We start from the raw sequence: 20,510 nt of genomic DNA, 5'->3' as shown, positions 1-20,510 counted from the left end.
TGCGAGGGCGCGCTTCAGTCCGTACCCGGGGCCGAACTCCCCGTGGACCGGGTGCCGAAACCGGATTTTGCCCGGGTCCGGCCCGTCGGTATGCTCCTGACCTGCGGCGATAGTCGCAATACCGGATAAATGCCCGCAATAAAGACCCGTGTGGGACCAGTGAGCGAGGAACGGCAGCGACGATGACGGTGACCCAGGACACCTCCGCGTACGGCGAGAGCACCGTGCCCGAGGCGGAAACCGTAGCGCACGGCGAACGACCGCTGTCCGCTGCCGGCTCCGTCCCGGAGCAGAGCGGACCGGGCGAGCCCGCCACCGGTGAGCCCGGCGCGGCGGCCGGGGACGGGTCGGCGCTCGCGTTCGGCCCCGGTATCGACCCCGAGCGGCTCGCCATCTGCCTCGCGGTGCTGGACGAACTCGACACCGTGGAGATCGACCACCCCGACGCGATCGCCGTGCGCCTGGCCACCGCGGGCGTCTACCGCACGGTCAAGCACCGAAGGCGGCAGGAGCGCCGGGCGGCGAAGACCGCCCACGACAAGGCGGTCACCGAGTCCACGGCCACCGGTTCCGCCGAGCGCATCGACGACGAGACGCAGGGCCTGCTGCCGTCGTCCTCCACGGCGGGCACCATCGCGGGCGTCCTGCGGCGCCCCCGTTCCTGCTACATCTGCAAGACGCGCTACGTCGAGGTGGACGCCTTCTACCACCAGCTGTGCCAGGCGTGCGCGGCCGAGAACCGGGCCCGGCGCGAGGCCCGCACCGACCTCTCCGGCAAGCGCGCGCTGCTCACCGGCGGCCGGGCCAAGATCGGCATGTACATCGCGCTGAGGCTCCTGCGCGACGGCGCCCACACCACCATCACCACCCGCTTCCCGAACGACGCCATCCGCCGCTTCAAGGCGATGGAGGACAGCGCCGACTGGATCCACCGCCTCAAGATCGTCGGCATTGACCTGCGCGACCCCGCCCAGGTGGTGGCGCTGGCCGACTCCGTCGCGGCCGAGGGTCCGCTCGACATCCTGATCAACAACGCCGCGCAGACCGTGCGCCGTTCGCCCGGTGCCTACAGCGAACTTCTCTCGGCCGAGTCCGCGCCGCTGCCCGCGGGTGAGCTGCCGGCCGCCGAGGTGATCGGCGCGTTCGGCAGTGGCGCGCAGGCCGCCCTCCCGTCCGGTCGCGAGTCGCTCAGCGCGGCCGACGTGACGGGCCTCGCGCTCGTCGGCGGGTCCGCGACGCTCGCCCGGATCGAGGCCGGTACCGCGATCGACGCGGGCGGGCTCGTACCCGACCTGCACGACACCAACAGCTGGGTGCAGACGGTCTCCGACGTCGACCCGGTCGAACTGCTCGAAGTACAACTGTGCAACTCGACGGCGCCGTTCATCCTGATCAGCAGGCTGCGCGCGGCCATGGCCCAGGCCGCAGGGCGCGCCTATGTCGTCAACGTCTCCGCGATGGAGGGCGTCTTCGCCCGGGGGTACAAGGGCGCGGGGCATCCGCACACCAACATGGCGAAGGCCGCGCTGAACATGCTCACCCGTACCAGCGCGCAGGAGATGTTCGAGAGTGACGGCATCCTGATGACGGCCGTCGACACCGGCTGGATCACGGACGAGCGGCCGCACCCGGACAAGGTGCGCCTCGCCGAGGAGGGTTTCCACGCCCCGCTCGACCTCGTGGACGGCGCCGCCCGCGTCTATGACCCGATCGTCCGCGGTGAGGGCGGCGAGGACCTCTACGGCTGCTTCCTCAAGGATTACGCCCGCGCCAACTGGTAGGGGCCAAGTGACCGAAAAGCTCCCCCGAAAGTGAGCTCGGCGGAGCGTGAACGTGCTCATCTGGCTAATCTGGTCCGTACGGACGGCGAACCGGGGATCACCCATCCCCGGAGCCGCCTGCTGGGACAGGCCATGCACCCGGCCGCGATCCCGTTCCGAGTAACGGCGCCACCGCGACGGAACTGCCCCTGCCCCAGAGGTACGCGACACGGAGGAGTCTCGCGGTGACACCAGACAAGACGCAGCAGGAAGACCAGCCACCGGAAGGCGTCGAGCGGCGCACACGGAAGCCGGACGAGCTGGGCAGCCTGGAGGTGTGGGCCAGGTCCGCACCCATCCGCCTCGCCGGGTACGAGGACGACCTCGCCGAGCCGCACATCCTGCAGGGCGTCGACTAGGCCGGTCGGCGAAGCGCCGCCGTCCGGTCGGAGAATGCGCGTCCGCGCGCGGCAGCCGAATCGTTCGTGCACGGCGGACGCGCGTGCGTCGGCTGCTCCGGGGGCCGGTGGCGAACGGCCCGCTCGAAGGCGCTCCCGGCTGCGAGGTGGTCCTCGTCGGAGCGTCCCGCCCAGCCGTACGAGGAGAGGGTCCGACCGGCACGCGCCGGTCGGACCCTCACCGCTGTGGTGGCGGCTCGTGCCTGCTCTTCGCTCAGACGGCCGCAGGAGCGCCGAGCATCGCCGAGGCCTGTTCCAACGCGTTCAGGACGGGCGCGGGCGCCGCGGCCTGCGGAAGGCCGCGGCAGGTGAAGCCGAGCCGGGTCATGGCCCGGACGACCTCACCGCTGGTGAAGTCGCGGCGGTCCTGGCGGGTGATGACCTGGCCGACCTGCTTGACGGGATAGGTGCGGCGGCCGATGATCACGGACTCGCCGACGACCTGCTCGGGCTTGACGCCCTTCATGGTCTCCAGGACGCCGCTCTTGCTGAGGTCGAACGGGAAGCGGGCGATGACACAGCGCATGATGCCTCACAGGCGGAAGAAGGGGACGGTTCTTTCAGCGGGCAAGGGCGGGGATGCCGAGAGCGCTGCCCTGTTCGTCGACGACGGGCAGGGCAGCGAGCCGGCGGTGGCGCATGGTGTGCTCGGCTTCGGCCACCGTGGTCACGGGTGAGGTGAACGGCCCGTGACCACTGAGGATGTCGCACAACCGGCCCCGGTCCGTGGAGGCGGAGCCGTCAGCGACGGCATTGAGCTGGGCCCGGGTGACCAGCCCGGTGCACAGGCCGTCGGCGTCGCGGACCAGCAGGTGCCCGGCGCGGGTACCTGCCATCACGGCCAGGGCCGCCCCGACGGCCATGTCGTGCGGGACCCGCGGTCCGGCCGTGTCCATGGCGTCGGCCACCGTCGTGTACGCGGGGACGGCGCTCGCCGAGCGGGGCCCCATCCGGACCAGCGTCAACATGTGCCTCCTGCAGTGGTGGGTCAGCTTCCTGATCACGTGGCAGTCAGGCCGCCGCGTCGAAGGCCGACTGCCGCGTGCTCGCGCGACGGGCGACGGGCGACGGAAGCCTGGCTGCGTCGGCCGCGGGAGACCGGGCCGCGCTGACGCCGCTCGGCCGCCGGCGCGCTGATGGTGACCGGGACGCCGGAGGGGGTGCGGGCGCCGGTGATCCGGCTGAGGGCTTCCTCGCCCGAGCGGACCTGGGTGGTCTGGGCGACGATGCCGGCGGCGGCCATGAGACGGGTCATGTCGCGCCGCTGGTGGGGGGTGACCAGGGTGACGACGCGGCCGGACTCCCCGGCACGGGCCGTACGCCCACCGCGGTGCAGGTAGTCCTTGTGGTCCGTCGGGGGGTCCACGTTGACGACGAGGTCGAGGTTGTCGATGTGGATGCCGCGGGCCGCGACGTTCGTTGCGACCAGGACGGTGATGTGCCCGGTTTTGAACTGGGCGAGGGTGCGGGTGCGCTGCGGCTGTGACTTCCCGCCGTGCAGGGCGCCGGCCCGCACTCCTGAGTTCAGGAGATCCTGCGTGAGCCGGTCCACGGCGTGCTTGGTGTCCAGGAACATGATCACCCGGCCCTCGCGCGCGGCGATCTCCGTCGTCATCCGGTGCTTGTCGGCGTCCCGCACGTGCAGGACGTGGTGTTCCATCGTGGTGACAGCGCCCTGCGAGGGGTCCACGGAGTGGACCACGGGGTCGCTGAGGTAACCGCGGACCAGGCGGTCGACGTTGCGGTCCAGGGTCGCGGAGAACAGCATGCGCTGGCCCCCGGGGCTCACCTGGTCCAGGAGGGCCGTGACCTGGGGCATGAAGCCCATGTCGGCCATCTGGTCGGCCTCGTCGAGGACGGTGATCGCGACCTGGTCCAGCCGGCAGTCGCCGCGGTCGATGAGGTCCTTGAGGCGTCCGGGGGTGGCCACGACGACTTCCGCGCCACCGCGCAGCGCGCCCGACTGCCGGCCGATCGACATCCCGCCGACGACGGTGGCCAGGCGCAGCTTCACGGCGCGGGCGTAGGGGGTGAGGGCATCGGTGACCTGCTGGGCCAGTTCGCGGGTGGGCACCAGGACCAGGGCCAGCGGCTGACGGGCCTCGGCGCGCTGCCCGGCGGTCCTGGCCAGCAGGGCCAGACCGAAGGCCAGCGTCTTGCCGGAACCGGTCCTGCCGCGGCCGAGGACATCACGGCCGGCCAGGGAGTTCGGCAGTGTCGCGCCCTGGATCGGGAACGGTACCGACAGGCCCTGGGCGGTGAGCGCGGCCAGGAGCTCCCTGGGCATGGCGAGGTCCGAGAACGCCTCGACGGCGGGCAGCGCCGGAGTGATCGTCTTCGGCAGGGCGAACTCTCCCTGCACCGCTGCGGGGCGCCGGCCGTAGCCGCCCGAGCGGCGCGGGGCGGACGAACCGGAGCGGCTGTTGCCGCGAACCGGACCCGCGGCTGAGCCGAAAGCGGGGCCGCCGGTGCGGCGGCCGCGGGACGAACGGTCATTCGTACGAGTGGGGTTCATTCAGAACCTTCCTTGATACGGCACGCATCAAGGAATTCCCGCAGCGGAAGAACAGCGCGGGGAATCACAAGAACGGGCCGAACGGAATGCGAAAGCGGACCTTGCGCACGGAGAACCGTGCCGGCGCAGGCGCTGAAAGGGGATGACGTCAAGCGAACGTCGAATCCAGGGGATCCGGGAAAGTGCGGACGTGAAACGGTCCGCGCCCCGGAGGAGCTCCTGGGAGGTGGTCGTCCCGCAGGAGAACCACAGCGGGAAATGCGTGCAGCCGGGGCCCGCACCCCGAGGGATGCGGGCCCCAGCTGTCTCTGCGTGTCAGTGTCAGGCCGGAACGATGTTCTCGGCCGTGGGGCCCTTCTGGCCCTGCGCGATGTCGAAGGTGACCTTCTGGCCTTCGAGCAGCTCGCGGAACCCCTGGGCGGCGATGTTCGAGAAGTGGGCGAACACGTCAGCGCCGCCACCGTCCTGCTCGATGAAGCCGAAACCCTTGGCCGCGTTGAACCACTTCACGGTGCCAGATGCCATGTCAGATCTCCTTTGGGGCAGTACACCAGCATCCGCACTGCACGGACGCCGTGTCGCCGCGATGATGCCCCGTCCGGAAAAATGCCCCGGAAATAAAAAGCGCTCTCGTGCGACAGAAGGCCGAGTGGAGGCGCTTGAAGTTTTGGGAACCACAACTGCAACTGAGATCGACCATAGCATGTCGTATCTTCCTGCGTTCACGGGAATAACTCCACCACTGTTCAATGCCGGTGGGACCCTCCCGGCGCCGCAAGGGGAACTCTCACCTTGCGGTCGCAGATACTGGCTCACAGGGGCCGCAGGATTCAAGGAACGGGGTCGTCGTTCACCACGCGAGGAATCCGTGCCTGCCGGCCGACCACTTGATGGCTCGGCGCGGGGGAGGGCCCGAGGCCGGAGTCCCGTCGGCGGGACTCCCCGACCTCACCGCCTGCCGGCGGCCGCAGGCGCCCGCAGAGGTCGCCGCACGACCGTCGTTTCGGAGGACGGGATCGCGCGCTCCGCGCCGCTCATCGTCCGTGCACGGGTCCCGCATACGGTCCGGACGCGGATCGGGGCCGGGCGGTGGTGGCCGCACGGCCCCGCGGTCACATCGCCTGCGGGGTGTGTGCGGGACCGCCGGTGTCCGGTGGGCCCGCACCACGTCAGTCCGCCTCCGGCGGATCCGCCGATTCGGCGGCGGCACGACGGTATTCGGCGTTGATGCGCCGCGCTTCCTCAAGCTGGTCTTCGAGGATGACGATGCGGCAGGCGGACTCGATGGACGTGCCGCGGTCGACGAGCTCCCGGGCGCGGGCGGCGATGCGCAGCTGGTAGCGGGAGTAGCGCCGGTGTCCGCCCTCGGAACGCAGCGGGGTGATCAGGCGGGCTTCGCCGAGGGCGCGCAGGAAACCCTGCGTGGTGCCGAGGGACTCGGCGGCCCGCCCCATCGTGTAGGCGGGGAAGTCGTCGTCATTGAGACGGTCGAACGAATCGTCTGCTGTCATCGCACCTCTCTGTGGAACGCGCTGAGGGGCCCTGGTGCCGTACGGCACCAGGGCCCCGAAGGAACTGCTACACCATCTGCCGGCCTTGGTACGGCGCCGGCTCCCTGTGTCCGCACGGCCCTCCGGGAGAGGACGGGGCATGCGGGGATCGCGGTTGCTTGACCGGAGACCACCTCACTGTCGATGTCCTGCGGTACCCGGGTTCTGTGACTCCGCCCGGGCGATCCTGATGGCGCTCAATCCCTCCGTTTCTTCCCTCTGGGATCACTTACGTACTGCTGGTACTTCTCGTACTGCTCTCCTGCGAACTGCTGGTGATGCGTACTGCTCGGTGACCTGTGACAGCGCCACTCTTCGACAGCCAGCCCCGTCGCCCGTCCTGCATCTGCCCTGGCTTGGAACCCCACTGCCGAACCTCCCGGTGCGCGCGCCCCCAGCCGACGCCTTCACCAAGGTGCTGCTCTGTGACTTCACTGCTGGGTACTGCTGAACCGCGCTACTACTGGCGGCGGCCCCTGATCACTGCGGGCCACCCGGTGCGGTCGTCAGTCCCGTCGCCGTCCTGCGACAACCCTGGCTCCGGGACTCCACCACCGCACCGTCCTGCGCACTGCAACTGCGTGTACCGCTGCCCGCCAGTTCGTCTCTGCCGGGCCCTGCTCGATCTCGGCTACGAGAGAAACCATAACCACGCCCACCCCCCAATGTCTACTCCAGCCGACATAGATTTCCGTTTCTTCGACGGTGAGGTAATCGGGGCCCGCCGGGTGGGGGAGTCGCGGACCGGGGCAGGCCCGGCGGACAGGGCCAGGCCGGGTACGCGATCCGGGATCGTCGTGCGCGCCGCCCCGGGGCCCGTTGCGTGACGGTGGTCACTCCGTCGCCCGGGGCATGGGCCCGCCCGGCTCGTTCGGCCCTCCGACGCGGCCGGTCCAGGGCTTGTACGAGCCGCCTACGGGCCTCGTACCGGCGTGTCGTACGGGCGTGTCGTGCGGGCGGGCCCGGAGTTCGTGGCGCGGCGGACACGCCGGTACGAGCACCGCGCGGCGACGTCGCAGGACGGGCGGCGCGGGTCCCGACGGTGCCGCCGGTCCCCGGGATCCGAAAGGCACGCATCGGGCGTCATGGGACGTCAGGACACCCGAACTTTGGCGGAACTTCACCGAATGATCCCCGGCGCCCCCGGTTGGCGGAGCTAACATCCGGTTCCGTGCCGATACGCAACAACATGCAGGACGCCTCGTCCCCGGCCCCGCCGGACGAGCAGGCCCCCGACGGGAGACCCGTGCGCCGGGTACGCCGGGGGTGGGTCGTGTTCGCCGCCTGCGTCGTGGTGGCCGCTGCGGGCGGGGTCCTCGCCCTCGGCCTGACCTCCGGCAACGGCGAACCCGCCGCGACATCCGTCGACGTCGCCGACGGTCTGCGGCACACCGCCGTGGAGGCGTCCGCGTCGTCCGACCAGTGCGGCAAGGGGTGGACCGACCCGAAGCCGGGCCTCCAGGTCTTCGACGTGCACAACGTCGCGACCGACGCGGCGGAGGTCTACCTCACCGACTCCTCGGGCGCCCTGCTCGGCGAGATCGACGGGCTCGGCCCCGGCACGACCCGCCCGATCCAGGTCCAACTGGGGCGCGGCAGCTACGCGTTCCGCTGCCTGATCGAGGACACGGACGCGGTGAACGGCCCCGCGGTCCGCGTCACCACCGGCCCCGCCAAGGGCGGCCCCGCGGTCAGTCCCGTCAACCAGCACGACGTGATCCCGCCGACCTTGGCCTACCAGAAGTGGGTGGGAGAGGGCTTCAAGAGCGTCCTCGACAAGGTCGGCACGCTCAAGGCCGCCGTCGACGCGGGCGACCTCGACGCCGCCCGCCGCGCCTGGCTGCCCGCCCACCTCGCGTACACCCGCCTCGGGGGCGCCTACGGCGCGTTCGGCGACCTCGGCGCTGCCGTCGACGAGACGGACGCGGGGCTGCCGGCGGGCGTGCACGACAAGGACTTCAGCGGCTTCCACCGGGTCGAGTACGGCCTGTGGCACGGCCAGTCGGCCGCGGACCTGAAGGCCCCCACCGACCAGCTCGCCAAGGACCTGAAGGACCTCAGCGACCAGTGGGCCGGTACGCGGATGGACCCGCTGGACACGGGCCTGCGGGCGCACGAGATCACCGAGGACAGCATCCAGCTCGACCTGACCGGGCGTTCCGACTTCGGCAGTGGCACGTCCTACGCGACCGCGCGGGCCGGCCTGGACGGCACGGTCGAACTGCTCGACGTGCTGCAGCCGTTGCTCGCGCCGAGGGACCCCGGACTCCCGCAGCTGAAAGCGGCCCTCGCGACCGCGCAGGGCGATCTGGACGCGACCCGGAAGGGTTCGGACTGGCGCGCGCCGGACACGCTGTCCCGGGCCGAACGGGAGCGGGTCGACGCGGACTTCGGTGACCTCGCCGAGCGGCTCGCCCCGGTCGCCGTGATCTTCGACATCCGGAGGACTTCGTGAGCGGGCGGCGCGCGGCGGACGACGGTACCCACGGCACGGCCCCGGAAGGCAGCGCGATGAGCGGCTACGACCCCACGACCGACCTCCCGGCCGGTGACGAACCGGCGGGCCCCGACCGCCCGGGCATGGCGGCCACGACCGGCGACGACCCCGCGCGCGGCGCGGGGGACGCGGGGGACACCACACACCCGGCGGGTGAGGGCACGTGCCCCCTGGGTCACGGCGTGGGCAGGCGGTCCTTCCTGCACCGGGCGGTCGCCGCGGGCGCGGCGGGAGCCGCACTCGGCGCCGCGGGCATGGGCACGGCTGCGTGGGCCGCCGACGGCGGCACGAGCGCGGCCCCGGACGCGAGTACGACCACCGAGGACGGAGACAGGGTCATCGCCTTCCACGGCGCGCACCAGGCCGGCATCCTCACCCCGCTGCAGCGCAGCGCGGTCTTCACGTCCTTCGACGTGACGGCCCGCAGCCGCGCCGAACTGGGCGACCTGTTCAAGACCGTGACCGAGCGGCTGCGGTTCCTCACCAAGGGCGGCGTGCCCGACCCGCTCGGGATCTCCGCGCCGCTCCCGGACTCCGGCGTCCTCGGCCCCGTGGTGCCCGCCGACGGGCTGACCGCCACGCTCGGCGTCGGCTCCGCCCTCTTCGACGACCGCTTCGGGCTCGGCGCGCGCAAGCCCCGCAGGCTCCGCCCGATGGACACCTTCCCCGACGACGACCTCGACGCCGACTGGTGCCACGGCGACCTGATGCTCCAGCTGTGCGCCGACCACCCCGACACCGTCACCCACGCGCTGCGCGACATCGCCCGCCACACCCGGGGCGCGATGCAGATCCGCTGGCGTCTCGACGGCTTCGTGTCGCCGCCGCGCCCGTCCGGCACCCCTCGCAACCTGCTGGGGTTCAAGGACGGCACGGCCAACCCGTCCGCGACCGACCGGCGCATGATGGACCAGCTGGTGTGGGTGGCGAAGAACTCAGGCGAGCCCGACTGGACGGCCGGCGGCAGCTATCAGGTCGTCCGCCTCATCCGCATGCTGGTGGAGTTCTGGGACCGTGTCTCCATCCACGAGCAGGAGCGGATGATGGGGCGGGCCAGGGACACCGGCGCGCCGCTCGACGGCCGGCGGGAGACGGACCAGCCGCAGTTCGCGAAGGACCCGCAGGGCAACATCATCCCGCTCGACTCGCACATCCGGCTCGCCAACCCCCGTACGGCGGCGACGGCGGACATGCGGATGATCCGCCGCGGCTACAACTACGACCGGGGTGTGCGGGACAACGGGGACCTGGACACCGGGCTGGTCTTCTGCTGCTACCAGCAGGACATCGACCGCCAGTTCGCGGCCGTGCAGAAGCGCCTGGCCGGCGAGCCGCTGGTGGACTACATCAAGCCGTACGGCGGCGGGTACTTCTTCGCGGTGCCCGGGGTACGGGACAGCGCGGACTGGCTCGGCAGGACGCTGCTGACCTGACCTGCCCCGACGGGGCCCCGACCGACCTGCTCGGGCGGAGGGCACCGGTACCGGGGTCCGGGTGCGCGGCGTGCGCGCCCCGGCCCCTGTCACATGCCGCCCGGCGCCCGGACGTCCCGTTGTGCGGGGATGCCGCGCGTCCGTCTCGGCCAACCCGCCGGCCGCGACCCGGGGCCGTAGGCGCCGCAACCCCGCCGCGCGTGGTGCCTCCCGGCCCCGCACCCCTCTCAGGCCGCCGCGAGCCGCCGGAGCGTACGGCCGAGCCGTCGCGCGTAGGCCCGTTGCAGCAACCGGACGAAGGGGCCGCCCGCCCTCGTGTACCACCTGTCGGCGCGGCTGAAGGCCATGACGGTGAACCAGACCGAGCCGTCATCGCGCAGGTCGACCACGAACGACTCCTCGCCCCGCTCGGGATGGCCCGCCAGCGTCCCGTAGCCGAAGCCCGTACGGTCCCGCCCGTACACCGTCCAGACGACCTCGCAGCGCCCCGACACCGCCACCGGCCCAACGCCCAGGGAGAGTTCGACGGTCCCGCCCGGCCGGGCGCGCGCGACGTCCGCGCGCACCCGGACGCCGGTGGCCCGGTGCAGCCGCCAGGTGGTCAGCGCGGACCCGGCCGCGTCGAAGACCGTCCGGCCGCGGCCGATCCTCGTGCGGTGGTGCAGGTGGTGGTAGCCGTCCGGGAGCGGCCCGAGCCGGGTAGCGCCCACTTCCCGATAGGTGAAGGCCCCCGCCGCGCGGGTGACTTCGGGTGTGCTCATCCGGTACTCCCTGCGGTGCGTCCGGCCGCGGGCGGGCGCACCGCGGCGGTGCGGGATCACCACCGGCGGCGTAGCGCGCCCGCGCCGGATCGGGGTGAAGGTCTGCGGCGGGCGGTGCGAGTCGGGCAGGACGCGCCGGGCCGAGCGTCCCGTCCAGCGCCCCGGCTCTGACCTGTGACGACGTGCGGCCGTCCGATGGGTCCCGTTATTTTTGAACGTGTTCAACTCAATGTCGAGCCTATGCCCGGCCGCAGGGGCGGGCAAGGGCCGGGGCGCAAGCGGACCCGATCGCGTGGCGGTCCGCTTGCGGGTTCGATCATGATCGGGCAGACATATAAGGACATTGAGGCAGGATCAGGCGGGAGATCTCCGGTGCGCTCACCCATCCGTCGTCGGACCGCGGCGCTCGCCGCGCTGTCCGTGGGAGTTGTGTTCACAGCGGGCTGCGGTGGAGGGGCGGGGGCCGAGGAGGCCGCGAGCGCCCGGCAGCTCTTCTTCCAGCCCGCCGCGACGCGCGGACCGGACCCCTTCACCCCCTCCACCGTCTCCGACACGTCGACCGCGGCCCCCTCGCCGTCCGCCCCGGCGAGCCCCGACGCTCCGGGCACGGGCAAGGCGGCGGGCGCCACCCGGGCCGCCGGCGCGGCCGATGTCCCGGTGCCGGCCACCGCTGCCGACGCCCCGGCGGGCAGCGCCGCCCGGGCGGGCGGCCAGGCCCGCACCCTGCCCGGCGACACCCCCGGCGTGTACGGCGGCACCCAGGGGGCCTCCAACTGCGACGTCGAACGCCAGGTCCGCCTCCTCACCGAGAACACGGCCAGGTCGGCCGCCTTCGCCACCGGCGCCCGCGTCGGCGGCGGCGACGTGCCGGGCTTCCTGCGGGGCCTCACGCCCGTGGTGCTGCGCGCCGACACCCGGGTCACCTCGCACGGCTACCGCAATGGCGCGCCCACCTCCTACCAGGCCGTCCTCCAGGCGGGCACCGCCGTGCTCGCCGACGACCGGGGCGTGCCCCGGGTCCGCTGCTCCTGCGGCAATCCGCTCGGCCCCGCCGTCGCCATGGAGGGCGCCGTCGCCCACCGCGGCACCCCCTGGCACGGCTACCGCCCCGACCATGTGCTGCTGATCTCGCGCGCGGCCCGGCGGGCCGCCGCACTGACGATCGTCAACAGAGCCGACAACACCTGGATGCAGCGCACCACGGGTACCGACGGGGACCAGGACGGCATTCCCGCCTCCCTGCCGCCGTACAGCCCGGACGCCGACCTGTTCGACCCCCAGCAGGTGACACCGCCCGACCCGACGCTGCCGGACACCCCCTCCGACAGCCCCAGTGCCGAGCCCACCGGCACCGCAGCGCCCGAGCCGAGCGGCCCGGCCGTGCCGCCGGCCCCGACCGACGAGCCCACCGGCGGCCCGGACGCCCCGCTGCCGTCAGGGCAGGCCGCGGCGGCAGGGGACGCACCCCCGCCGGACGGGCCCGGTACGCCCGACGGCGACCCGCCGGTCCCCGACGCCCCGCAGGCCACGGATGTCCTGACCGGTCCGGCGCCGGTCCGGGACTGACCCGCACGCTTGCGCTGCGCCGGAGCCGGCCCGTTTCCGCAGGGTCGAAGAATGCGACAAACAATGACAGAGTGGCTCCATGGTGGATAGGGCAGCAGGTCCCCTGTCGCTCCCCGAGGACTGGCCGGCCCCCTCGGACATCAGCCTCTCCCTCAATCGCCTGGGCACGTTCGACTGGGACCTCGACAGCGGGCTGATGCACATGGACGAGCCGGCCCTCGGGGTCTTCGATCTGCGCCGGGACGAGTACGACGACAGGCCGGCGTCGCTCCTGGTGCGGCTGCCCGGGGACGAAGGCGCCCGCCTGCGCGCCGTCGTCACGCGCGCGGCCGAGGACGGCCGCGACGCCTACGGCGCCTACTTCCGGGTCCGGCGGCGTGACGGCTCGCTGCGCTGGACCCACACGCAGGGCAGCATCCGCCGGGGCCCCGACGGACTGCCCCACCGCATCATCGGCATCGTCCGCGACGCCGCCCAGGAACTCGCCGACTCCGCGGCCCGCCTCGAACTGGACGATGCGCGCCGGGTACGGACGAGCGTGGTGGAGGGCACCACGGCGGCGCTCGCCCACGCGCGGACCGTGCAGGACGTCATCGACGTGCTCAAGGAGTCGCACGGCCTGGAACACCTCGGGGCGTCCAGTGTCGTCATGGGCCTCGTGGAGTCCGGCCGCATCCACCTCGTCGCGGAGGGGCCCGAGGGCTCGTTCGTGCCCGGCACCCGCGTCACCAGGATCGACGAGCGTTACCCCATGAGCGAGGCGGTGCGGACCCTCGGCCCGCGCTTCATCGACTCCGCCGCGGACTTCGCGGCCGGCTATCCGGAGCTGTGGCAGCACATCGACGGGCTCGGTATCACCGCCGCCGCCTACCTGCCGCTCATCGCCCAGGGCCGGCCCATCGGCGCACTGGGCCTGCTCTACAGCGACAAGAGCGGCTTCAACGCCGAGGACCGCAACCTGCTGGTGGCGCTCGGCAGCAGCATCGCGCAGAGCCTCCAACGGGCCATGCTGTTCGAGCAGGACCACGACCTGGCGGAGGGCCTGCAGCAGGCCATGCTGCCGCGCCGCATCCCGCAGGTGCCCGGTGCCCAGATCGCCGTGCGGTACCGCTCCGCGCGGCTCGGACGGGACATCGGGGGCGACTGGTACGACGTGATCCCGTTGCCCGGCGGCCGGATCGGCGCGGTCATCGGCGATGTGCAGGGCCACGACACGCATGCCGCGGCCGTCATGGGCCAGCTGCGGATCGTGCTGCGCGCGTACGCGGCCGAGGGCCACGAGCCCGCCACCGTGATGGCCCGCGCCTCGGTGTTCCTGCACGAACTCGACACGGACCGCTTCGCCACCTGCGCCTACGCCGAGGCCGACCTCACCACCGGCGTCGTCCAGCTCGTGCGGGCCGGGCACGTCGACCCGCTGCTGCGCGACACCGACGGCAGCTGCCGCCGGCTGCCGGTGCCCGGTGGCATGCCGCTCGGCCTGTCCGCGATGTTCGGCCGGCTCGAGTACCCGGTCAAGACGATGGAGCTGGATCCCGGCCAGACCCTCCTGATGTACACCGACGGCCTCGTCGAAGCGCCCGGCGCCGATCTCGACGACGGCCTGCTGGAACTGGCCGAGCTGGTGCGCAGCGGCCCCCACGACCTCCAGGTGCTCGCCGACCGGCTGTGCGAGGTCGTGGACGAGCGGGGCGGCGAGGACGACGTGGCGGTGCTCCTGCTGCGCCGCCGGGGCGCCTACGTGCCGCAGGCCGGTGGCCGGCTCCAGCAGCGGGTCCCGCCGCGCGACCCGGCGGCGCTCCACTCGGCCCGGCAGATGATCCGGGCGGCCGTCGGCGCGTGGGGGGCCCGGGAGCGCTCCGACGACATCGAACTCGCGGCCGACGAGCTGATCACCAACGCGCTCATGCACACCGACGACGGAGCGGTCGTCACGGTACGGGTCGTCTCCGGCGCGGAGCGCAGGCTGCGGGTCGAGGTGGAGGACCGGTCCAGCGCGCTGCCACGCAGGCGGGAGCTGGGGGAAGCCGGTCTCTCCGGGCGCGGGCTGCTGCTCGTGGACAACCTCGCCGACGGCTGGGGCGTGGAGTCGCGAGGCAGCGGCAAGAGCGTGTGGTGCGAGTTCGTCGTCCCGCGCGGGAGCGTGCGCGCGAGGTGAGCCCGGGTGTTGACGCGGCCGAGTCATCCGATGAATATTCGACTCGGACCCCACACCCCGGAGCTCTGACTGCTGATGCCACAGCCGACCGTCGTCGACGCGCACCACCACTTCTGGGACCTGTCGGTCCGCGACCAGGAGTGGATCACCGGCCCCGAGATGGTCCGCCTCCGCCGTGACTTCGGCGTCGCGGACCTGGAGCCGGAGGCACGCGCCGCGGGCGTGACCGCCACCGTTCTCGTACAGACGATCTCGGTCCCCGAGGAGACCCCCGAGTTCCTCGCACTCGCGCACGGCAGCGACCTCGTCGCGGGCGTCGTCGGCTGGACGGACCTCACCGACCCGGCCGTCGCCGACCGGCTCGCCGAACTCACGGACCTGCCGGGCGGGGACAAGCTCGTCGGCATACGCCACCAGATCCAGGGCGAGCCCGACCCCGAGTGGATCCTGCGCCCCGAGGTCAGGCGCGGCCTCACCGCGGTGGCCGCCGCGGGCCTCGCGTACGACCTGGTGGTGCTGCCGCACCAGCTGCCCGCCGCCGCCCGTGCCGCCGATCTGCTGCCGGGGCTGACGTTCGTGCTCGACCACCTCGGCAAGCCCCCGGTCGCGGCGGGCGAGACCGAGCCCTGGGCGCACCACGTCACCCGGCTCGCCGAGCGGGCGAACACCGTCTGCAAGCTCTCCGGGCTGGTCACCGAGGCCGCCTGGGACACCTGGACCACTGACGGCCTGCGGCCCTACGCGGACACCGTCCTCGACGCCTTCGGCCCCGGGCGCCTGATGTTCGGCTCCGACTGGCCGGTGTGCACGCTCGCCGCCTCCTACGCGCGGGTGCGGGAAGCGGCCGGGGAACTGACCGCCTCGCTCACCGAGGACGAACGCGCCGAGGTCTTCGGTGGCACGGCCACCCGGGTCTACGGCCTGACGCACGCGTAGTCCGCCGCGGGGGACGGCTGCCGGAGTCCGACTCGGGTCCGGCCGGTGGCGCGGGGCCTGCCGCGGTGTGCCGCGCGCGGACGCGGTGCGGGTGCCGGGCGCCGTGAGGTGCTGCGGGCGGCGCGCCGCCCATGTGCCGGCCGCACGGCGGCCGCCCGCAGCCGGGCAGCCGCGCACCCGGCAGGGGCGGGTGCGGCCGTGCGGTTCCGCTATGCGCGCTGCACCGGGCTCGTGCCGTCCAGCAGGCTCTGCCGGACCACGTCGGGCAGGGAGCCCACGCCGAGGAACGCGGCAACGGTTCGTGTGGTCAGTGACTGCCAGGTGACCGCCCTGCGCAGCATCGAGTGCTCGCCGCGCGCCACCAGTACCGTGCCGGCCCGGGCCCCCGCACGCCGTGCGCGGGCCGTGAACTCGACGCTCTGCCGCGGATCGGTGACCCGGTCGCGCTCGCCGTGCAGGAGCACCGCCTGCCGGCCCGCGAGCTGCATCACGGGGTCCTGCGGCGGGCACCACGGTGCGAGCGCCACGACGCCGCCCACCAGGTCGTGCCCCGCGGCGTGCAGGGCGGCCCTGCCGCCCATCGAGTGCCCCACGAGTACCACGGGCAGCCGCCCGAGCAGCAGCCCCAGCTCGTCCAGGGCCCGCAGCGTGTCGCGGGCCGCGTCGGCGCGCCCGCCGTTCCAGCCCCGGCAGCGGTAGCGCACCCGCCCGACCACCACGCCGAGCCCCTCGGTGGCGCGCAGCAGGCCGTGGGTCACCGGCCACATCCGGGCAGCGGCCACGTTCAGTCGGCGCGGCGGCGCCTCACCGTCGGCGCTCCCGCCGTGCAGCACGAGCACGGCGGCGCGCGGCCTCGTCTCGGTCCTTTCGAGGACCAGCGCGGGCCGTACCGGTGCCCGTTCTCGTACCGTTGCGTGCACGGTGTTCCTTTCCGTGGTCCGCCGGGCGTCCGCGCTCCGCTTCCGGCACGCTGGAGGCATGCCGGAAGTTCCCGAAGTCGAAGCGCTGCGCGAGTTCCTCGACGGCCGTCTGGTGGGCAAGGAAATCGTGCGTGCCCTGCCGCTGACGGTCAATGTGCTGAAGACGTACGATCCGCCGCTCTCCGCCCTGGAGGGGTCCACGGTCACCGAGGTCGGCCGACGAGGCAAATATCTCGACATCGTCACCCGTGGCGGCGATGGCGCGCCGCTCCATCTGGCTGTCCATCTCGCGCGGGCCGGATGGCTGCGCTGGAAGGACTCCTTCCCCGACGCGCCGCCGCGACCCGGCAAGGGGCCACTCGCCATGCGGGTCCTGCTCGCGGACGGCACGGGCTTCGACCTGACCGAGCAGGGCACCACGAAGCGGCTCGCGGTGCACCTGGTGCGCGATGCGGCCGACGTGCCGGGCATGGCCACGCTCGGACCGGAGCCGCTCGACCCGTCCTTCGACCGGGCCGCGTTCGCCCGGTTGCTCGCGGGGGAGCGGCGGCAGGTCAAGGGCGCCCTGCGCGACCAGCGGCTGATCGCGGGCATCGGGAACGCGTACAGCGACGAGATCCTGCACGTCGCGAAGATGTCCCCGTTCAAGCAGGTGCAGAACCTGTCGGACGAGGAGATCTCCCTCCTGTACGACGCGATGATCAGTACGCTGACGGACGCCGTGGAGCGCTCCCGGGGGATCGCCGCCGGCCGGCTGAAGTCGGAGAAGAAGTCCGGTCTGCGCGTGCACGGCAGGGCGGGGGAGGCGTGCCCGGTCTGCGGGGACACCATCCGGTCGGTGTCCTTCAGCGATTCGTCGCTCCAGTACTGCCCGACGTGCCAGACGGGCGGTAAGCCGCTCGCCGACCGCAGGCTGTCCCGGCTGCTGAAGTAGGGCCGCGACCGGGGCTCTGCCCCACCCCGCAGGCCGTCGGGCACCGTCCACGGGGTCCCCGGCCGGGGTGACGTGCGCCGGGGCGACTTCCGCCGGCGTGTACCCCGGCCGGTACGACCCCGTTCGCCGAGGTACCGTCCGCCGGGCTCGGTGGCGTGCCGGTCCGAGGGCCGGGCTCACTCGGCGAGTGTGACGAGCGCGCGACCGTCGGGTGCGCGCACCTCGAAGTGGTCGATCTGGTCCGGGTGCAGTGCCGCCCCGCCGGCGGTCACCACGGGGCGCGCCGCCGTTCCGGTGCCGTACCAGGTGGTCACCGTCTCGCGTGAACCGTCCCGGCCCACCGCGACGAGTTCGCAGGCGCCCGCCGCCTCACGGCCCATGAGCTCGAAGCCGATCTCGGACCCCCAGGCCCGCGAGGTGGCGGTGGCCACGGCCGAGGCGCCCGTAACCCCGTCCGAGCCGCTCCAGCGCACCGCCGCGTGGCGGGGTTCCGCGCCCACCGCCAGCACACCGAGCGGACCGCCCACGGCCAGCGCCGCCAGGGCGGTCACCAGCGCGAGCCGTCGTCTGCGGCCGGCCCGCCGCCGGGCCTCCACCGCGCCGAGCGCGCCGCGCAGCACGGCCCCACCGGGTGACACGACGGGCGGGACGCCGGGCGGGGCGGACCGGACGTAGGCGTCGAGCCGGGTCCGTACCCCACCGAACCCGCTCACCACGAACGAACACCCCGGGCAGACCATCAGATGGTCCTCGAACCGGTACGCGTCGCCGGGGTCCAGTACGCCCAGGGCGTAGGAAGCCGCGTCGCGATGAGGGTCCTCGGATGTCCGCATACCGTTGCGTACGGGCCGCGGCCCCGGATCATTCAGCGTGGCGGTCCCCGACCGCTGTCCGGTGCCGTGCGCGGCGGACGGCACCGGGCACACCGCGGGGCCCGTGGCTCGCGGGCGGGCCCTCGGCCCGGCCGTACGCGCCCCCGCCTGCGGGTTCCCGCGCCGGTGGCCTGCAGCCCGTACGGGTGCTCAGTACAGGTGCATCGCGAGGTGCCCGAGCGGCAGCCCCAGCTGCCAGGCGGGCGTCCACGCCTGGGGCCCCTCGTGCTCGGGCCTCCTCGGACCGCCGCGCGCCGGGGGCACCACGGCGTCGAGATCGGGCGCGAGCAGTTCCGTCTCCTCCAGCCAGCGCCAGGTGGCCGACGCGAGTTCGAGGTCCGGCGTGCGCTGCCCGGCCTCCGTCCCGGCGCCCAGCTCGAAGGCGCGCGCCTCCAGCCGGTCCAGACGCTCGCACACCCAGGCGCGCCAGGTGGATCCGTACTCGGTCAGTGAGCGCCACTCGGCGACCCGACGGGCCGCGCGCTCCCCGCCGACCGGTCCCTCGGACAGAAAGATGGTGAGCGCGAGCGCTCCCCGCCCGGCCCGGTACTCCAGTGTGGACGGCGGCATCAGATGGCCGCCGCGCAGCAGTTCGTCCGCGATGTACTCCGCGCGCATCCACGCCATCGGCACCAGTAGGCCACCACCGGGCCCCTCGGCACGTTCCTGACGCATGGTCCCCGCCTTCCTTGCCCGGGCCGCTGAGCGCGGCCCTGCTTCACGGAGCATTGAACCGGCGGGGAAGGCTCCGCGTGGCCAGAAGTCGCGGATCGGCGGCCGCCACGGGCGGGATTGTGACGCGGGTGTCGCCTGTGATTGCAGAGGCGGCCCCCGGCGGCCCCCCGGTCACCCTCCGCCATCCGTACGCCGTCCGGGCGACCGGCTCGGCGCCGCTCCTTGTATCCATGCGAAACGTCCTCGTCCAGTCATGAAGGAGTGAAAGGTTCATATCGTCCTATAAGCGGAGTGACGTCATGAACGGACGCACGCGCCCTGCCGGCGCGCTCACCGCGGCCCTGCTGATCAGCTCCGCCGCCTGCACGGCGCAGGCCGGCGTCCGGCCCCCCGGCCGGGCGCCGGGCCCAGTGGCCCACTCCACGGGCGACGGCGTACCGCGGCGCGCCTTCACCCTGGTCGCCTCGGGAGACGTCCTGCCGCACGACTCGGTCATCAGGCAGGCGTCCCTCGCCGGGCACGGCGCCGGCTACGACTTCGCGGCGATGCTCGCCGGGGTGAAGCCGGTCGTCTCCGGCGCGGACCTCGCGATCTGCCACATGGAGGCCCTGGACGCGATCTCGGCCGCCGTTCTCAGCCGGGGCGGGGCGCGGGACGGGCCTGACGGTGAGCCGCTGAACCACCCCGGGACGCCGACGGTGCGCCGCGCCGGAGCCCGCGCCGGGACCACGGGCAACGGGACCACGGGCAACGGGACCACGGAGGACGGGGCTGCGCGCAACAGGGCGGCGGAGCCCGGGTCGTGCGCCCGTGCTGCCACCGCGGGCCGCGTACGGGCTACGGCACGACAGTGACGGGCCAGCGACCCGACTTGACCAGCCGCACGGCGACCGATCCGACGATCCGGTGCCCGGCGGACTCCGACGCGCCCACCACGACCGCGTCCGCGGTCAGCTCGTCGGCCGCCGTGACGAGGCCGTTGTAGGGGTCGCCGCGGAAGGTGTGGAACTCCCAGCGCAGGTCCCATATCCCCTTGTTGCGCTCGGAGTTCTTGCGCAGCTCCTCGATGAGGTTCTCGGCGATCTCCCCGGTCGTGTCGGCGATCGGGGCGCCGAGCGCGGATCCCGCGGGCAGCACGGGCTGCACGTAGACGATGGCCAGGAGCGCGTTCTGCCGCCGCGCCAGCCCCGCCGCGTACGCCGCCGCGCGGTAGGCCGACTGGGATCCGTCGACGCCCACGACGATCACCTTCGGGCCGTCGGTACCGCGTTCGAACCGGGTGGGCTGCTGTTCAGGCTCCTTCACGGCACGCAGGTTATCCCCTTCCGCGCGTGTGTCCAGGTCCGGAGGGGTCGAGAGGGCCGAAGGCCGGGCGACGAAAGGGGAATGGGCGGCTTTCCGGGCGTGCGCGCGCTGTCAAACCGGGACCCCGTTGCGTAACCACATCGGGTGCTTGTGCCGTGACGACCGTGTTG

At 73.1% G+C, this 20,510-nt stretch carries 18 protein-coding genes and 1 pseudogene; 9 read left to right on the top strand and 10 right to left on the bottom strand.

Going from position 1 to position 20,510, the window contains the following annotated elements; translation table 11 throughout:
- Nucleotides 1–182 precede the first annotated feature (182 nt).
- On the top strand, nt 183–1,781 hold the full coding sequence (locus OG310_RS03670) for an SDR family NAD(P)-dependent oxidoreductase (RefSeq protein ID WP_329454426.1): 1,599 nt from the start codon (nt 183–185) through the stop codon (nt 1,779–1,781).
- Between the two features lie 224 nt (nt 1,782–2,005).
- A complete protein-coding gene (locus OG310_RS03665; RefSeq protein ID WP_329454425.1) occupies nt 2,006–2,179 on the top strand; it encodes a hypothetical protein in 174 nt (57 codons plus the stop codon).
- A 253-nt stretch (nt 2,180–2,432) separates the two neighbouring features.
- On the opposite strand, the gene OG310_RS03660 is transcribed toward OG310_RS03665, so the two are convergent.
- The 5 genes and pseudogenes from OG310_RS03660 to OG310_RS03640 all read right to left on the bottom strand — a co-directional run bounded on the left by OG310_RS03660 (nt 2,433) and on the right by OG310_RS03640 (nt 6,244).
- On the bottom strand, nt 2,433–2,744 hold the full coding sequence (locus OG310_RS03660) for an SCO5918 family protein (protein ID WP_329454424.1): 312 nt from the start codon (nt 2,742–2,744) through the stop codon (nt 2,433–2,435).
- Between the two features lie 34 nt (nt 2,745–2,778).
- Nucleotides 2,779–3,183, bottom strand: a complete 405-nt coding sequence (locus tag OG310_RS03655) for a CBS domain-containing protein (RefSeq protein WP_329460009.1) — start codon at nt 3,181–3,183, stop codon at nt 2,779–2,781.
- A gap of 46 nt (nt 3,184–3,229) precedes the next feature.
- Nucleotides 3,230–4,733, bottom strand: a pseudogene (locus OG310_RS03650) (DEAD/DEAH box helicase).
- A 321-nt stretch (nt 4,734–5,054) separates the two neighbouring features.
- Entirely contained in the window at nt 5,055–5,258 is a 204-nt protein-coding gene (locus OG310_RS03645; protein ID WP_030304224.1) for a cold-shock protein, read from the bottom strand.
- A 644-nt stretch (nt 5,259–5,902) separates the two neighbouring features.
- Nucleotides 5,903–6,244, bottom strand: coding sequence for a MerR family transcriptional regulator (locus OG310_RS03640; protein WP_329454423.1), 342 nt, complete (start codon nt 6,242–6,244; stop codon nt 5,903–5,905).
- 1,210 nt (nt 6,245–7,454) lie between these two features.
- On the opposite strand from OG310_RS03640, the gene OG310_RS03635 reads away from it, so the two are divergent.
- Nucleotides 7,455–8,738 carry an EfeM/EfeO family lipoprotein gene (locus OG310_RS03635; RefSeq protein WP_329454422.1) on the top strand — a complete coding sequence of 428 codons (1,284 nt, stop codon included), beginning with the start codon at nt 7,455–7,457 and terminating at the stop codon, nt 8,736–8,738.
- On the top strand, nt 8,735–10,213 hold the full coding sequence (efeB, locus tag OG310_RS03630) for an iron uptake transporter deferrochelatase/peroxidase subunit (RefSeq protein ID WP_329454421.1): 1,479 nt from the start codon (nt 8,735–8,737) through the stop codon (nt 10,211–10,213). The genes OG310_RS03635 and efeB overlap by 4 nt, the downstream gene beginning before the upstream one ends.
- Nucleotides 10,214–10,440: 227 nt before the next feature.
- Here efeB and OG310_RS03625 read toward each other — a convergent pair whose 3' ends face one another.
- A complete protein-coding gene (locus OG310_RS03625) occupies nt 10,441–10,974 on the bottom strand; it encodes a DUF1990 family protein (RefSeq protein WP_329454420.1) in 534 nt (177 codons plus the stop codon).
- A 372-nt stretch (nt 10,975–11,346) separates the two neighbouring features.
- Here OG310_RS03625 and OG310_RS03620 point away from each other — a divergent pair, with 372 nt between their 5' ends.
- The 3 genes from OG310_RS03620 to OG310_RS03610 all read left to right on the top strand — a co-directional run bounded on the left by OG310_RS03620 (nt 11,347) and on the right by OG310_RS03610 (nt 15,634).
- A complete protein-coding gene (locus OG310_RS03620) occupies nt 11,347–12,540 on the top strand; it encodes a DUF6777 domain-containing protein (RefSeq protein WP_329454419.1) in 1,194 nt (397 codons plus the stop codon).
- Nucleotides 12,541–12,619: 79 nt separating this feature from the next.
- Nucleotides 12,620–14,698, top strand: a complete 2,079-nt coding sequence (locus tag OG310_RS03615) for a SpoIIE family protein phosphatase (RefSeq protein WP_329454418.1) — start codon at nt 12,620–12,622, stop codon at nt 14,696–14,698.
- A gap of 75 nt (nt 14,699–14,773) precedes the next feature.
- Nucleotides 14,774–15,634 (top strand): amidohydrolase family protein, encoded by an 861-nt coding sequence (locus OG310_RS03610; RefSeq protein WP_329454417.1) that lies wholly within the window; start codon nt 14,774–14,776, stop codon nt 15,632–15,634.
- 209 nt (nt 15,635–15,843) lie between these two features.
- On the opposite strand, the gene OG310_RS03605 is transcribed toward OG310_RS03610, so the two are convergent.
- Nucleotides 15,844–16,554, bottom strand: coding sequence for an alpha/beta hydrolase (locus tag OG310_RS03605; RefSeq protein WP_329454416.1), 711 nt, complete (start codon nt 16,552–16,554; stop codon nt 15,844–15,846).
- Nucleotides 16,555–16,612: 58 nt separating this feature from the next.
- Between OG310_RS03605 and OG310_RS03600 the strand changes: the two genes are divergently transcribed.
- A complete protein-coding gene (locus tag OG310_RS03600; protein ID WP_329454415.1) occupies nt 16,613–17,488 on the top strand; it encodes an Fpg/Nei family DNA glycosylase in 876 nt (291 codons plus the stop codon).
- 176 nt (nt 17,489–17,664) lie between these two features.
- On the opposite strand, the gene OG310_RS03595 is transcribed toward OG310_RS03600, so the two are convergent.
- Nucleotides 17,665–18,321: a zf-HC2 domain-containing protein gene (locus OG310_RS03595; protein ID WP_329454414.1), complete on the bottom strand. Its 657-nt coding sequence runs from the start codon at nt 18,319–18,321 to the stop codon at nt 17,665–17,667.
- Nucleotides 18,322–18,510: 189 nt separating this feature from the next.
- The gene (locus tag OG310_RS03590; RefSeq protein ID WP_329454413.1) at nt 18,511–19,035 is read right to left on the bottom strand and encodes a hypothetical protein; all 525 of its coding nucleotides are present in this window, start codon (nt 19,033–19,035) and stop codon (nt 18,511–18,513) included.
- A 299-nt stretch (nt 19,036–19,334) separates the two neighbouring features.
- Between OG310_RS03590 and OG310_RS38475 the strand changes: the two genes are divergently transcribed.
- The gene (locus OG310_RS38475) at nt 19,335–19,889 is read left to right on the top strand and encodes a hypothetical protein (protein ID WP_443078539.1); all 555 of its coding nucleotides are present in this window, start codon (nt 19,335–19,337) and stop codon (nt 19,887–19,889) included.
- Here OG310_RS38475 and OG310_RS03580 read toward each other — a convergent pair.
- Nucleotides 19,873–20,340: a universal stress protein gene (locus OG310_RS03580; RefSeq protein ID WP_329454412.1), complete on the bottom strand. Its 468-nt coding sequence runs from the start codon at nt 20,338–20,340 to the stop codon at nt 19,873–19,875. The genes OG310_RS38475 and OG310_RS03580 overlap by 17 nt on opposite strands.
- Between the last annotated feature and the right edge of the window lie 170 nt (nt 20,341–20,510).

Source organism: Streptomyces sp. NBC_01497, from assembly GCF_036250695.1.
GTDB lineage: Bacteria > Actinomycetota > Actinomycetes > Streptomycetales > Streptomycetaceae > Streptomyces.
The sequence above is the reverse complement of the archived record's forward strand: the minus strand, read 5'-3'. Positions and strand labels throughout refer to the sequence as shown.

Coding starts and splice junctions, on each gene's coding strand:
- OG310_RS03670 (WP_329454426.1), top strand. CDS start 183: ATGACGGTGACCCAGGACACCTCCGCGTACGGCGAGAGCACCGTGCCC.
- OG310_RS03660 (WP_329454424.1), bottom strand. CDS start 2,744: ATGCGCTGTGTCATCGCCCGCTTCCCGTTCGACCTCAGCAAGAGCGGC.
- OG310_RS03645 (WP_030304224.1), bottom strand. CDS start 5,258: ATGGCATCTGGCACCGTGAAGTGGTTCAACGCGGCCAAGGGTTTCGGC.
- OG310_RS03640 (WP_329454423.1), bottom strand. CDS start 6,244: ATGACAGCAGACGATTCGTTCGACCGTCTCAATGACGACGACTTCCCC.
- OG310_RS03625 (WP_329454420.1), bottom strand. CDS start 10,974: ATGAGCACACCCGAAGTCACCCGCGCGGCGGGGGCCTTCACCTATCGG.
- OG310_RS03615 (WP_329454418.1), top strand. CDS start 12,620: ATGGTGGATAGGGCAGCAGGTCCCCTGTCGCTCCCCGAGGACTGGCCG.
- OG310_RS03610 (WP_329454417.1), top strand. CDS start 14,774: ATGCCACAGCCGACCGTCGTCGACGCGCACCACCACTTCTGGGACCTG.
- OG310_RS03600 (WP_329454415.1), top strand. CDS start 16,613: ATGCCGGAAGTTCCCGAAGTCGAAGCGCTGCGCGAGTTCCTCGACGGC.
- OG310_RS03595 (WP_329454414.1), bottom strand. CDS start 18,321: ATGCGGACATCCGAGGACCCTCATCGCGACGCGGCTTCCTACGCCCTG.
- OG310_RS03590 (WP_329454413.1), bottom strand. CDS start 19,035: ATGCGTCAGGAACGTGCCGAGGGGCCCGGTGGTGGCCTACTGGTGCCG.
- OG310_RS38475 (WP_443078539.1), top strand. CDS start 19,335: ATGAACGGACGCACGCGCCCTGCCGGCGCGCTCACCGCGGCCCTGCTG.